14 protein-coding genes are annotated in these 11,981 nt (G+C 72.0%); 9 read left to right on the top strand and 5 right to left on the bottom strand.

The annotated features are described in order from the left end of the window. The first annotated feature begins 72 nt into the window (after window positions 1-72). From ACFYO8_RS06445 to ACFYO8_RS06435, 3 genes are all read left to right on the top strand, one after another. Complete coding sequence (locus tag ACFYO8_RS06445; protein ID WP_354867789.1) at window positions 73-654, top strand: winged helix-turn-helix domain-containing protein; 582 nt, start codon at window positions 73-75, stop codon at window positions 652-654. 40 nt (window positions 655-694) lie between these two features. Continuing rightward, entirely contained in the window at window positions 695-1,942 is a 1,248-nt protein-coding gene (locus ACFYO8_RS06440; RefSeq protein WP_354867791.1) for an MFS transporter, read from the top strand. Window positions 1,943-2,023: 81 nt separating this feature from the next. Beyond that, window positions 2,024-2,875, top strand: coding sequence for a menaquinone biosynthesis protein (locus ACFYO8_RS06435; RefSeq protein ID WP_354867793.1), 852 nt, complete (start codon window positions 2,024-2,026; stop codon window positions 2,873-2,875). A 7-nt stretch (window positions 2,876-2,882) separates the two neighbouring features. On the opposite strand, the gene ACFYO8_RS06430 is transcribed toward ACFYO8_RS06435, so the two are convergent. Both ACFYO8_RS06430 and ACFYO8_RS06425 read right to left on the bottom strand, forming a co-directional pair. Further along, complete coding sequence (locus ACFYO8_RS06430) at window positions 2,883-3,821, bottom strand: hypothetical protein (RefSeq protein ID WP_354867795.1); 939 nt, start codon at window positions 3,819-3,821, stop codon at window positions 2,883-2,885. Next, window positions 3,821-4,795, bottom strand: a complete 975-nt coding sequence (locus tag ACFYO8_RS06425) for a hypothetical protein (RefSeq protein WP_354867797.1) — start codon at window positions 4,793-4,795, stop codon at window positions 3,821-3,823. The genes ACFYO8_RS06430 and ACFYO8_RS06425 overlap by 1 nt, the downstream gene beginning before the upstream one ends. Window positions 4,796-5,153: 358 nt before the next feature. Between ACFYO8_RS06425 and paaA the strand changes: the two genes are divergently transcribed. The 5 genes from paaA to paaE are packed head-to-tail and all read left to right on the top strand — an operon-like array spanning window position 5,154 to window position 8,920. Continuing rightward, window positions 5,154-6,221 carry a 1,2-phenylacetyl-CoA epoxidase subunit PaaA gene (gene paaA, locus ACFYO8_RS06420; protein ID WP_354867799.1) on the top strand — a complete coding sequence of 356 codons (1,068 nt, stop codon included), beginning with the start codon at window positions 5,154-5,156 and terminating at the stop codon, window positions 6,219-6,221. Window positions 6,222-6,274: 53 nt separating this feature from the next. Next, entirely contained in the window at window positions 6,275-6,619 is a 345-nt protein-coding gene (paaB, locus tag ACFYO8_RS06415) for a 1,2-phenylacetyl-CoA epoxidase subunit PaaB (protein ID WP_387188874.1), read from the top strand. Further along, entirely contained in the window at window positions 6,616-7,338 is a 723-nt protein-coding gene (paaC, locus tag ACFYO8_RS06410) for a 1,2-phenylacetyl-CoA epoxidase subunit PaaC (RefSeq protein WP_354867801.1), read from the top strand. Before paaB ends, paaC begins: the two co-directional genes overlap by 4 nt. Continuing rightward, entirely contained in the window at window positions 7,335-7,811 is a 477-nt protein-coding gene (gene paaD, locus ACFYO8_RS06405; protein ID WP_354867803.1) for a 1,2-phenylacetyl-CoA epoxidase subunit PaaD, read from the top strand. Before paaC ends, paaD begins: the two co-directional genes overlap by 4 nt. Further along, on the top strand, window positions 7,808-8,920 hold the full coding sequence (gene paaE / locus ACFYO8_RS06400; protein ID WP_387256850.1) for a 1,2-phenylacetyl-CoA epoxidase subunit PaaE: 1,113 nt from the start codon (window positions 7,808-7,810) through the stop codon (window positions 8,918-8,920). Before paaD ends, paaE begins: the two co-directional genes overlap by 4 nt. Before the next feature lie 27 nt (window positions 8,921-8,947). Here paaE and ACFYO8_RS06395 read toward each other — a convergent pair whose 3' ends face one another. Genes ACFYO8_RS06395 through ACFYO8_RS06385 form a run of 3 tightly spaced genes read right to left on the bottom strand, consistent with a single transcriptional unit; the run spans window position 8,948 to window position 10,586 of the window. Further along, window positions 8,948-9,601 carry a hypothetical protein gene (locus ACFYO8_RS06395; RefSeq protein ID WP_354867808.1) on the bottom strand — a complete coding sequence of 218 codons (654 nt, stop codon included), beginning with the start codon at window positions 9,599-9,601 and terminating at the stop codon, window positions 8,948-8,950. A gap of 56 nt (window positions 9,602-9,657) precedes the next feature. Beyond that, entirely contained in the window at window positions 9,658-10,422 is a 765-nt protein-coding gene (locus ACFYO8_RS06390; protein WP_354867811.1) for an N-acetylmuramoyl-L-alanine amidase, read from the bottom strand. After that, window positions 10,422-10,586, bottom strand: coding sequence for a hypothetical protein (locus ACFYO8_RS06385; protein WP_354867813.1), 165 nt, complete (start codon window positions 10,584-10,586; stop codon window positions 10,422-10,424). Before ACFYO8_RS06385 ends, ACFYO8_RS06390 begins: the two co-directional genes overlap by 1 nt. A gap of 111 nt (window positions 10,587-10,697) precedes the next feature. Here ACFYO8_RS06385 and mqnC point away from each other — a divergent pair, with 111 nt between their 5' ends. Continuing rightward, complete coding sequence (gene mqnC / locus ACFYO8_RS06380; RefSeq protein ID WP_030500766.1) at window positions 10,698-11,888, top strand: cyclic dehypoxanthinyl futalosine synthase; 1,191 nt, start codon at window positions 10,698-10,700, stop codon at window positions 11,886-11,888. Window positions 11,889-11,981 lie beyond the last annotated feature (93 nt).

Below are 11,981 nucleotides of genomic sequence, written 5' to 3'. Positions count from 1 at the left end.
GGGCGGTTCCGTACCAAGATCTGGCGGGTGGCGGGCTGCACCTGCCGTGTGTGGGCGCGGGATCATTGAGGCATGACCGAGGCGCTTCCCGGCAGGAGCCGGGTGACGATCAGTGACCCGCAGGTGATGCGGGCGCTCGCTCACCCGGCCCGCATGGCGATCATGGAACATCTCGGCACGCTGGAGGGCGGTGCGACGGCTACCGAGTGCGCCGAGATCGCCGGGCTGTCGCCGAGCGCCACCAGCTACCACCTGCGCGAGCTGGCGAAGTTCGGGCTGGTCCAGCAGGCGCCCGGCCGGGGTGACGCCCGCGAGCGGCTCTGGCAGGCGGTGAATCCGTCGTACCACGTCGAGGTGGGGCCGGACGCCGACCCGGAGGCGCGTGCCGCCGAGGCGGCCCTGGTCGAGGCGCACATGGTCCGCGACGCCGAGCGGGTCCGGGACTGGTTGCGCCGCGCGCCCGACGAGTCGCCGGAGTGGTACGCGGCGACCTGGTTCAGCGACGGCATGCTGCTCATGACCGCCGAGGAGCTGACCGAGCTGAACCAGGCGATCCAGGCGTTGATGGAGCCGTACCGGCGGCGAACCCGGACCGATCCGCCGGCCGGAGCGCGACCGGTGGCGACGCAGTACCGGGCGATGCCTGTCGATTGAGGGGTTGCGTGCGTCAGTTGTGAAGGATTACTTTCGAAGTATGTCCTTCACAACTGACGAGTCGCGCTGGCCGGACGTCTGGTTCGCGGCCACCGCGCGCGGCTTCTCCAGTTGCGGGAACTTCCTGGTCACCAGCGCTCTCACGCTCGCGCTCCAGTCCGCCGGCGCCGGTGGCCTCGCCGTCTCCGGGCTGCTGCTGGCCGCGACGGTGCCGCTCGTGGTGCTCGCGCCGCTGACCGGCCGGCTCGCGGACCGGGTGGACAGCCGGGTGCTGCTGATCGTCACCGGGGTCGGCCAGGGGGCGACCTGTCTGGCGCTCGCGTACGCCTCGGCCCCGGCGCTGGTGATCGCCCTGGTGGCACTGCTCGCCACGGGTCTCGCGGTCTCCCAGCCGGTGATCTCCGCGTTGGTGCCGGTCATGGTGCGGCCGGAGGACCTGCCCCGGGCCGGCGCGCTCAACCAGACCGCCGGCACGCTCGGCGCGCTTGCCGGACCGGCGCTGGCCGGGCTCCTGGTCGGCCAGTTCGGCACCCGGGTGCCGCTGCTCCTCGGTGCGCTCACCTATCTCTCGCTGGTGGCGGCCGGGCTGCTCGTGCGTACCCGCAGGGGTGGCCGCCGGGCTGCCGCCGTAACCGCCGCCGCGGCGGCGCCCCCGTGGCGGTTCCGACGCGACCCGCTGCTGACGGTGATGGTCGGCAGCGTGGCCGCGGTGATCGGCGCGGTCGGTGCGGTGAACGTGATCGAGGTCTTCTTCATCCGGGAGACGCTCGGCAGCAGCGCCACCGTGTACGGGCTGGTCACCGGCTCCTGGACGCTCGGCATCGTGCTCGGCGCGTGGCTGTTCGCCCGCGTCGCCCGCCGGCTCGCCGACGACGGCGCGCTGCTCGGGGCCGGGCTGGTGCTGCTCGGCGGCTGCGGTCTGGCGGTGCTGGTCTCGGCGGCGGTGCCCTCGGCCTGGCTGCTCGTGCCCATCTGGCTGCTGGGCGGCGTGGGCAACGGTGGCGACAACGTCTTCAACAACCTGCTGCTGGCGCGACGGGTGCCGGACGCGGCCCGGGGCCGGGCGTTCGCCGTCTTCGGGGCGGCCGCCCAGGGCGCCGCGATGGGCGGCTACCTGGTCGGTGGCCTGCTGCTGGAGGTGGCCGGTCCGCGCGTGCTCGTCGCCGGATGCGGCGTGGCCGGCCTGCTCGTGGTGGTGGCGCTGGCCTGGCCGGTCCGACGCGCGGTACGCGCCGAGCGGGCCGCCGCCCGCACGGCCACGCCGGCCGCCGCCTTGGCCGGCGGTTAGGGCGCCGCCGCAGGTGCGGAGTTCACCACTCCATCGGCTCCCCCGGCGGCGCGGCGCGAGCCACGGCGATACGGTCGGGGCATGGCCGACCGCATCGCCCGCCCTCGGGTGGGGCACATCCAGTTCCTCAACTGCCTGCCCATCTACTGGGGGTTGATGCGATCCGGCGCGCTCATCGACGTCGACCTGCACAAGGACTCGCCGGACCGGCTGAGCGCCGCCCTGGTCGCCGGTGACCTGGACATCGGGCCGATCACGCTCGTGGAGTTCCTCAAGCACGCAGACGACCTGCTGCTCCTGCCCGACCTGGCGGTCGGCAGCGACGGGCCGGTGCTCTCGGTGAACGTGGTGTCCACCCGCCCCCTGGGTGAGCTGGACGGCGCCCGGGTGGCCCTCGGCTCCACCTCGCGCACCGGGGTGCTGCTGGCCCAGTTGCTGCTCGCCGAGCGGCACGGGGTACGCCCGGAGTACTTCCGCTGCCCGCCGGACCTGACCCAGATGCTGCTGGAGGCCGACGCCGGAGTGCTCATCGGCGACGTGGCGCTGCGCGCGCTCTACGAGGCGCCGGCCAAGGGTCTCGAGGTGACCGACCTGGGGCAGGCGTGGCACGACTGGACCGGCCTGCCGATGGTGTTCGCCGTCTGGGCGGTACGCCGCGATTTCGCCGCCGCCCACCCGGGGCTGGTCAAGGAGGTGCACGAGGCGTTCCTGCGCTCGCGCGACCTGTGCCTGGCCGAACTGGACCAGGTGGCGGAGGCGGCGGCCCGCTGGGAGACGTTCGACGCGGCGACGCTCGCCACGTACTTCCGGGCGCTCGACTTCTCGCTCGGTGAGCGGCAGGTGGCCGGGCTGCGCGAGTTCGCCCGCCGGGCGGCCGCGTACGGGGAGGTGCCGGCGCTGCCGGCCGGCGGCCCGGAGTTCTTCCAGGGCTGAGCGTGGCTCAGGTGGCGGGGCGCATGAGCGCCTTGGTGATCCGTTCGCAGGCGTCCATGCCGTACTCCCAGCCACCCTCGACGCCGAACGGGCTGCGCAGCATCACGCCCATCGTCCAGGTGTCGCCGATGGCCAGGCAGTTGACGTGGTACTCCTCTTCCTCCTGCCGGTCGATCCACCCGTTCTTGATGGCGATCTTCTTCTGCTCGGCAGCGGGGAACGCCTTGCGGATGCCGAAGTCACCGGGGGCGCGGACCAGGCGCATCTCGTTCAGCAGCCACTTGGTCCACTTCGGCCCGGCGGCCCGGCCGTCGTCGATGCAGAGCCCGAGGCGGGCGGTGTCCCGGGGGGAGAGCTGCGTACGGCTCCAGCCGCCGTCGTCGGCGACCTCGCTGTCGGTCAGCTTGCAGATCGAGATCAGTCGCTCGATCGAGTCGGAGTCCCCGACGTTCCGGTAGAACTCCTGGGCACGGGTGTTGTCGCTGTCCCGGATGATCTTCGTGGCGTCGGCCAGCTTCGCTTTGCTCGGCGTCTTGCCGTCCTCCGCGCTCAGGCGCAGGTAGTCGGCCACCACCCAGGACTTGATCAGGGACGCGGTGGTGCTCGTCTCGCCCATGTTCGACGAGCCGATGATCTGCCCGGTCCGCTTGTCCAGCACCGACCAGCCGTACCAGCCCTTGATCTTGAGACTGTCCAGGTTCTTCGCCTGGAACGGCAGCGGTTCGAGGGACCGTGAGGGGGCCACCCGCGGTTTCGCGCCGCGGTCGACGGTCTGCTGGCCGGACCGCTCGCTGGTCGGCTCCGGGCGCGAGTTCGCGGTCGCCTCCAGCGGTGAGCCGGGGATCACACGCAGGGAGAGGCCGAGCAGGCCGACGAGGGCCACAGCCAAGGCGCTGAACGCGAGCGGGCGCCGATAGCTGCCGGGCCGGCGCCGGGCACCGGCCATCAGAGTTTCCCGACCGGCTGCTGCGGCACCTTGAGCGCCGCACCGGGCTGCGGCGTCACGAGCTGGGTGGCGACGGCGGCGCACATCTTCGCACCGTACGGCAGGCCGGCGCTTCCCGGGTACCGCATCATCACGGCGAGACTCCACTTGTCGGTGAACGACAGGCAGCTGACGTGCCAGTTGCCGTCGTAGGCGAGTTGCGTCCAGCCGTTCTTCATGTGTACCGGACCCTGCGCCTTGATCGTCGCGGGCAGGCCGTCGATGATGCCCCACCGGCCGCCGCCGGATCGGGTGCTCTGCTTGTTGACGCCGCCGGCGACCTTTGTCATCTCGCTGAGCAGCCACTCGGTCCACTTGGGGCCGGCGGCGCGGCCGTCGGCGATGCAGTCACCGAGGCGGGCCGCGTCCCGGGGGGACATCTCGGTGAAGCTCCACCAGCCCTTGTAGTCGGGCACGGTGCCGGGCCGGGTGTCGGTCAGACCGCAGATCCGGATCGCGCGGGCGATGACCGGGTCGGGCCGGCCGCCCGGCTGAGGCTTGTAGGAGCCGCCCGCCGCCCGGTAGACGGCGTTCGCGCCGTCGTCGTCGCTGTCCCGGATCGCCAGGACCGCCGCCTTCTTGAGCCCGGCGCTCGGCTGCTTGTCGCCGAGCTGGCGAAGGTAGTCCGCGACGATCCAGGCCTTGAGCATCGACTCGGTGGAGCTGGTCTGGTTCATGTTCTGCGCGCCGGTGACCCTGCCGGTCTCGCGGTCCATCAGGGCCCAGGAGAAGAACTCGCCCTTGAAGTTCACCGACACCGGGGCGTCGCTGAGCGTCGGCGCAGCCGGCGCCGTCGGTGCCGGTGCCGGGACCTGCTCGCCGCCGCCGATGCCGCCCGCGCCGGCGCCGAACTTGGCGTACGCGGCCGGCACCAGCATGACGCCACCGATGAGGATCGCCACGATGGCGACCGCCATGGTCACGCGAGGTCGCATGAGTGGTGAACTCCAGATGTCTGGCCGGGGGGCCGGCGCTTCCGCATGGGTCCGGCCCGGTCGCCGACAGGCCGGGGGACGATGGCCTGAACGGTGACGATCATGGAGCCGAACGGGTTGCCGGGGGGAAGTCTACTTCCGGACAGTCCTGATGACAGGTCTCGACACCCGTGACTCTGCCGGGTCGGCGGGATATTGAGCCACTTTGCCTACCTTGGGGGATTTAGCCGGAGCTGAGTGATCGACATCACAGCGACCTGGGCCGATGGTGGCGCGCGCACCCCCGGTGACGCGAGACGATCCTCGAAACCTGTTACACCCCCTGGTGTGGTTCGTGCCGAGCTGTAACACTGGCTTCATGTATGGCAACGACTTCGCCCCGCCGGAGGACGCTCCGGGCGGCGGCCTGCTCGGCGAGGTGGAGGCCGCGGAGGCGGCGCTGCGCGAGGCGGCGGCGCGGTCCCGGCGCGGCGGCGCGGCTCCCGACGAGGACGTCGAGGCGTACTTCGCAGACGTGATCAGCGCGGACCAGAAGATCGAACCCCGCGACTGGATGCCCGAGGCGTACCGCAGGACGCTGATCCGGCAGATCGCCCAGCACGCCCACTCCGAGATCATCGGCATGCAGCCGGAGGGCAACTGGATCAGCCGCGCGCCGTCGCTCAAGCGCAAGGCGATCCTGCTCGCGAAGGTGCAGGACGAGGCCGGGCACGGCCTCTACCTCTACGCCGCGGCGGAGACGCTCGGGATCAGCCGCGACGAGCTGGTGGAGCTGCTGCTCGACGGGCGGCAGAAGTACAGCTCGATCTTCAACTACCCGACGTTGACCTGGGCCGACGTGGGCGCGATCGGCTGGCTGGTGGACGGCGCGGCGATCGTCAACCAGGTGCCGCTGTGCCGCTGCTCCTACGGCCCCTACGCCCGCGCGATGATCCGGGTCTGCAAGGAGGAGTCGTTCCACCAGCGGCAGGGCTACGAGATCCTGCACACGCTGGCGCACGGCACCCCGGCGCAGAAGGCGATGGCCCAGGACGCGGTGGACCGCTGGTGGTACCCGTCACTGGCCATGTTCGGCCCGCCCGACGGCGACTCGACGCACAGCGCCCAGTCCATGGCCTGGAAGATCAAGCGCTTCTCCAACGACGAACTGCGCCAGCGCTTCGTCGACATGTGCGTCGGTCAGGCGGAGGTGCTCGGCCTCACCCTCCCCGACCCGGACCTGCGCTGGAACGACGAGCGCCAGGCGTACGACTACACCCAGCCCGACTACGACGAGCTGATGCGGGTGATCAAGGGCAACGGGCCGTGCAACAGGGAGCGCCTCGCGCACCGGCGCAAGGCGCACGCCGACGGCGCGTGGGTACGGGAGGCCGCCGCGGCGTACGCCGCGAAGCGGGCGGAGCGAAAGGAACCGGTCGCGGCATGAGCGAACGCACCGAGCGAAGCGAGGGCCGTGAGGGCATGCCCGGTCGGCTCGGCATGAGCGAACGCACCGAGCGAAGCGAGGGCCGTGAGGGCATGCCCGGTCGGCTCGGCATGAGCAGCCAGTCCACTCCCCTGTGGGAGGTGTTCGTGCGGGCCCGCCGTGGCCTGTCGCACACCCACGTCGGCAGCCTGCACGCCCCCGACGCCGAGCTGGCCCTGCGCAACGCGCGGGATCTCTACACCCGCCGTCAGGAGGGCGTCTCCATCTGGGTGGTGCCGGCGAGCGCGATCACCGCGTCCAGTCCCGACGAGAAGGACGCGTTCTTCGACCCGGCCGCCGACAAGGTCTACCGCCACCCGACGTTCTACGAGGTCCCCGAAGGGGCGGCCCACCTGTGAGCCTTTTCGACTTCACGCTCGCCGTCGGCGACGACGCGCTCATCGCCGCGCAGCGCCTCGGTGAGTGGACCTCCCGCGCTCCCGAGATGGAGGAGGACATCGCGCTGGCGAACATCGCCCTGGACCAGCTCGGCGCGGCGCGGCTGCTGCTCACGTACGCGGGCGAGCTGGAGGGCGCCGGCCGGGACGAGGACGCCCTGGCCTACCTGCGCGACGACCGCGAGTTCCGCAACTGCCTGTTGGTCGAGCTGCCGAACGGCGACTTCGGCGTGACGATGGCGAAGCTGTTCTTCCTGGCCGCGTACCAGGTGCCGCTCTACACCGCGCTGGCCGGCTGCGCGGACGAGCGGCTGGCGGCGGTCGGGGCGAAGGCGCGCAAGGAGTCGGCGTACCACCTGGACCACGCCGCGCTGTGGGTGAAGCGGCTCGGCGACGGCACCGGGGAGTCGCACCGGCGCATGCAGGACGCGGTCGACCAGGTGTGGCCGTACGTCCACGAGCTGTTCGACCCGGCCCCGGCGGCGCCGGTCGACCCGGCCACCCTCCGGGCCGACTTCGACGCCACGGTGACCGCGGTCCTGGACGAGGCCACGCTCACCCGCCCGGAGACGGGCTGGACGCCGGGTGGCGGCCGGGACGGCCTGCACACCGAACACCTCTCCTACCTGCTCGCCGAGATGCAGGTGCTGCACCGCGCCCACCCCGGAGCCGCGTGGTGAGGAACGCAAGGGACGCCGCGGCGGCGGTGGTGGACCCGGAGATCCGGGTCATCACCATCGACGAGCTGGGCATCCTGCGCGCGGTCGACGAGGAGCCGGACACCGGCCGGGTCGTCGTCACCATCACCCCCACCTACACCGGCTGCCCGGCCATGGACGTGATCCGGGCCGACATCCGCCGGGCGCTGGCCGCCGCCGGGCATCCGGACGCCGAGGTCCGTACCGTCTACCACCCGGCGTGGAGCACCGACTGGATCTCCGACGCCGGCCGGGCCAAGCTGGCCGCCGCCGGCATCGCCCCGCCCGCGCCGCGCGGCGACGACACCGTGGTGCCGCTGACCCTGGCCGTACGCTGCCCGCGCTGCGGGTCGCCGGAGACCAGCCAGATCAGCCGCTTCGGCTCCACCGCGTGCAAGGCGCTGTGGCGCTGCCGCTCCTGTTCCGAACCCTTCGACCACCTGAAGGCGCTGTGACTGTCACCATCACCCGGCCGGTGCGCCGCCGGCCGGTCTTCCACCCGTTGCCCGTGGCCGCCGTGGACCGGCTCACCGACGACTCGGTGTCGATCACGTTCGCCGTGCCCGAGGAGCTGCGCGAGACGTTCGCGTTCTCCGCCGGGCAGCACCTCACCGTCCGCCGCCCGGCCGAGGCCGACGGCGGGGAGGTGCGGCGGTCGTACTCGATCTGCTCGACCCCCGACGAGCTGGCCCGGCACGGCCGGGTGCGGATCGGGGTGCGTGAGGTTCCGGGCGGGGCGTTCTCCGCGTACGCCTGCGGCGCGCTGCGCGACGGCGACACCGTCGAGGTGCTGCCGCCGCTGGGGCACTTCACCTCCGCGTTCACCCCGGGCCGCGTCCGCCGGTACGGCGCGGTGGTCGCCGGTTCCGGCATCACCCCGGTCCTCGGGCTGGCCGCGACCGCGCTGGCGACCGAGCCGCGCAGCACCTTCACGCTGGTGTACGGCAACCGCACGGCGAACTCGGTGATGTTCGCCGAGGAGCTGGCCGACCTGAAGGACCGCTATCCGACCCGGCTGCACCTGGTGCACGTGCTGTCCCGGGAGATGGGCGAGTCGGCGTTGCTGTCGGGGCGGATCGACGCCGACCGGCTGACCCGGCTGCTGGACACCGTCGTACCGGGTGACGAGATCGAGGAGTGGTTCCTCTGCGGCCCGTACGGCATGGTGGTGGACGCCAAGGCGGTGCTGGCGGGTCGCGGCGTGCCGGACGCGGCGGTGCACACCGAGCTGTTCCACGTCGACGCGCCGCCGGAGCCGGTCCGCCGCGAGGCCGACCGGCCCGGATTCGGCACCGCTGTGACGATCGTGCTGGACGGGCGCTCGTCGAGTTTCACCATGGGCCGGGACGAGCGGGTGCTCGACGCGGCGCTGCGGGTGCGCGGCGAGTTGCCGTACGCCTGCAAGGGCGGCGTGTGCTCGACCTGCCGGGCGAAGGTGACAGCCGGCGAGGTGACGATGGCGCGCAACTATGCCCTGGAGCCGGACGAGGTGACCGCCGGTTACGTGCTGACCTGCCAGTCCAGCCCGGTCACCGACGAGCTGACAGTCGACTACGACGCGTGAGCTGACCGGCGGGCCGGTGCCCGGCGGTCAGAACGGCAGCGGCAGCGGCGCCGAGGCCCGCCGGGCCCGGGCCCGGCGGACGTGGCCGCGCCAGCCGGCGAGGAGCGCGAACAGCGTCCAGCCGACCGCGCCGAGCACGAGCATGCTCCGCTTGCCGGCGACGTCGACCTTCTCGGCGTCGGCCAGCTCCACCTGCCCCTGCGGATCGACGAGCACGGTCAGCCGCTGGCCGACCTGGTAACCGGGAGAGCTGCCCGAGTAGACGAGCGGCTCGTCGAGCGGACCCGAGTCGCCCTGGAGCGCGAACTCGTGCCGCTTGCCGGACGTCTGCACGTCGGTGATGGTGACCTGCTGGGCGACGCCCCGATCCCGCAGCACCGTCTCGGGGGCGAGCTGCACACTGCCCACCAGCACGAAGAGAGCCGGCACCACCGACAGGACGGCCAGCCACCAGGCCCGGTGCAGCAGGCGCAGGGCGACGGCGAAGGCCAGGCAGCCGACCAGCCCGAGGCAGATCGGCACGGCCTGGGACAGCCCGACGGTCAGGTGGCTGACGAGCGTGTTCACCACGATCACGGCGAGACCGAAGCCGGCTACCACCGCGGTCAGCGCGAGGGACCAGAGGGCGGGGCGGGTACCGGCCACTGCTACCGGGGCGGGCGGATGCGGTGAGACGAACACGCGGCGAGCCTAGGCGACGGACGCAAGATTCCTCGCGCCCGTCGCCCGCGCGCGGGTCAGCTCGGCGCTTTGACCTGACCGTCGAAGGCGATGCTGCGCCAGAGGTCGAACTGGCGGTCGTTGCCGATGAGCGGATTGCCGACGAGCGCGACGGCGGCGTAGACCTCCTCGTTGTTGTTGAGCACGCGGAAGTAGCCGGGGCCGACCAGGGCGATGCCCCGGTTGGTGGACTGGATGAGCTTCATGTCGTCCTTCCAGAGTTCGAGGGGCGGGTTCCCGGTGAGCTGCCGGGCGACGTCGGAGCGCATCGTGTCGAGGTCGATGAAGGAGGGATCGATCTTGCCGGTGGTGCTGGTCTCCCGGTGGCCGCGCGCATAGGAGGCGTCGCGGCCCAGCCGGCGCAGCACGGCGGCGGTGGCGAGCACCGACGCGGAGTACTGCGCGGGGGTCATCTGCTGGTCGACCCCGTTGTAGTCGATCTCCCATCCGACCATCAGCGTGTTGCCGTCGCCGGCCGGGATCGGGCCGCTGCCGCGGCTCTTCCCGGCGTGGTTGGCCCGCCCGCCGGAGATGATGTGGAACACACCGTGGTAGTCGACGAGCGCGTGGCAGAGCGGGCCGGGCAGGTCGGAGCGGCCGTTGATGCAGATGCCCAGCGCGGGGTGCGGGTTGGCCGCGCTGGAGGTGGAGGCGGTGTGGTGCCAGAGCACACCGATCGGGCTGAACGAGCTGCCGGCGACGCGGCCGAGCCAGTTGCCCTCCTCCACCACTGTGACGCCGGCCGAGCGCAGCACGTCGGCAAGCCACGGAATGGTGGCCATCAGCTCTCCAGCAGGTCGGCGAGGCACTCCGGTGCGGGTGTGGCCGCCGCGGCCGGGCGGGGGGCCGCGGCGAGGGCCACTCCACCGGCGGCGAGGGGAGCCAGGACGAGCAAGGCGCGGCGGGGTAACGCGCGCCTTGCTCGGGGTACGGGTTCGTCGGTCATCGATTGATCGTAATCCATCTATGAGATTGCCGGCACCCGCCGATCTCACCGGCTCCGCCGCACCCCGGGTCGGCGAGGTGGTGCCCGGGGCGGTCGGCGTACCCTCGGAGTGTGACGGCGAACCGGGAGATCGACGACATCCTGCAACGCGGCGCTGACGGCGGGCGGATCACGCCCGAGGAGGCGCTGCTGCTCTACACCGACGCGCCCTTCCACGCGCTGGGCGAGGCGGCCGACGCGGTACGGCGGCGCCGCTACCCGGACAACATCGTCACGTACCTCATCGACCGCAACATCAACTACACGAACGTCTGCGTGACGGCGTGCAAGTTCTGCGCGTTCTACCGGGCCCCCAAGCACAAGGAGGGCTGGACCCACCCGACCGAGGAGATCCTGCGCCGCTGCGGCGAGGCGGTCGAGCTGGGCGCCACCCAGGTCATGCTCCAGGGCGGGCACCACCCGGACTACGGCGTCGAGTACTACGAGGAGCTGTTCTCCTCGGTCAAGAAGGCGTACCCGCAGCTCGCCATCCACTCGATCGGCCCGAGCGAGATCCTGCACATGGCGAAGGTCTCCGGCGTGAGCCTGGACGAGGCCATCGCCCGGATCAAGGCCGCCGGCCTGGACTCGATCGCCGGCGCCGGCGCGGAGATGCTGCCGGACCGCCCGCGGAAGGCGATCGCGCCGCTGAAGGAGTCCGGCGCCCGCTGGCTGGAGGTCATGGAGCTGGCGCACCGGCAGGGCCTGGAGTCGACGGCCACCATGATGATGGGCACCGGCGAGACGAACGCCGAGCGCATCGAGCACCTGCGGATGATCCGCGACGTGCAGGACCGCACCGGCGGTTTCCGCGCCTTCATCCCGTGGACCTACCAGCCGGAGAACAACCACCTGAAGGGCCGCACCCAGGCGACCACGCTGGAATACCTGCGACTGGTCGCGGTGGCCCGCCTGTTCTTCGAGACGGTGCCGCACCTCCAGGCGTCCTGGCTGACCACCGGCAAGGACGTCGGGCAGCTCGCGCTGCACATGGGCGTGGACGACCTCGGCTCGATCATGCTGGAGGAGAACGTCATCTCCTCGGCCGGCGCCCGGCACCGGTCCAACCTGCACGAGCTGATCGGCATGATCCGGTCGGCCGACCGGATCCCGGCCCAGCGGGACACGCTCTACAACCGGCTGGCGGTGCACCACACGCCCGCCGACGACCCGAGCGACGACCGCGTGGTCTCGCACTTCTCGTCGATCGCGCTGCCCGGCGGCGGGGCCGGGAAGTCGCTGCCGCTGGTCGAGGTCAACTGACCCGGTTCCGCCGTTCGGCCGGTCGGTGTCCGTCGTGCGGCCGGAGGTCCCCCCGTTTCCGGTGAAGCTTCGGCGCGGGGTCTTCACCCGCGT

Source organism: Micromonospora sp. NPDC005257 (assembly GCF_042872445.1).
Lineage (GTDB): Bacteria > Actinomycetota > Actinomycetes > Mycobacteriales > Micromonosporaceae > Micromonospora.
The sequence above is the reverse complement of the archived record's forward strand: the minus strand, read 5'-3'. Positions and strand labels throughout refer to the sequence as shown.

What these genes read in the sequence shown, in the direction of transcription:
- ACFYO8_RS06425 (WP_354867797.1), bottom strand. Translation starts at nt 4,795, where the DNA reads ATGCGACCTCGCGTGACCATGGCGGTCGCCATCGTGGCGATCCTCATC.
- ACFYO8_RS06430 (WP_354867795.1), bottom strand. Translation starts at nt 3,821, where the DNA reads ATGGCCGGTGCCCGGCGCCGGCCCGGCAGCTATCGGCGCCCGCTCGCG.
- paaB (WP_387188874.1), top strand. Translation starts at nt 6,275, where the DNA reads ATGAGCGAACGCACCGAGCGAAGCGAGGGCCGTGAGGGCATGCCCGGT.
- ACFYO8_RS06385 (WP_354867813.1), bottom strand. Translation starts at nt 10,586, where the DNA reads ATGACCGACGAACCCGTACCCCGAGCAAGGCGCGCGTTACCCCGCCGC.
- ACFYO8_RS06390 (WP_354867811.1), bottom strand. Translation starts at nt 10,422, where the DNA reads ATGGCCACCATTCCGTGGCTTGCCGACGTGCTGCGCTCGGCCGGCGTC.
- ACFYO8_RS06440 (WP_354867791.1), top strand. Translation starts at nt 695, where the DNA reads ATGTCCTTCACAACTGACGAGTCGCGCTGGCCGGACGTCTGGTTCGCG.
- paaA (WP_354867799.1), top strand. Translation starts at nt 5,154, where the DNA reads ATGTATGGCAACGACTTCGCCCCGCCGGAGGACGCTCCGGGCGGCGGC.
- ACFYO8_RS06445 (WP_354867789.1), top strand. Translation starts at nt 73, where the DNA reads ATGACCGAGGCGCTTCCCGGCAGGAGCCGGGTGACGATCAGTGACCCG.
- ACFYO8_RS06435 (WP_354867793.1), top strand. Translation starts at nt 2,024, where the DNA reads ATGGCCGACCGCATCGCCCGCCCTCGGGTGGGGCACATCCAGTTCCTC.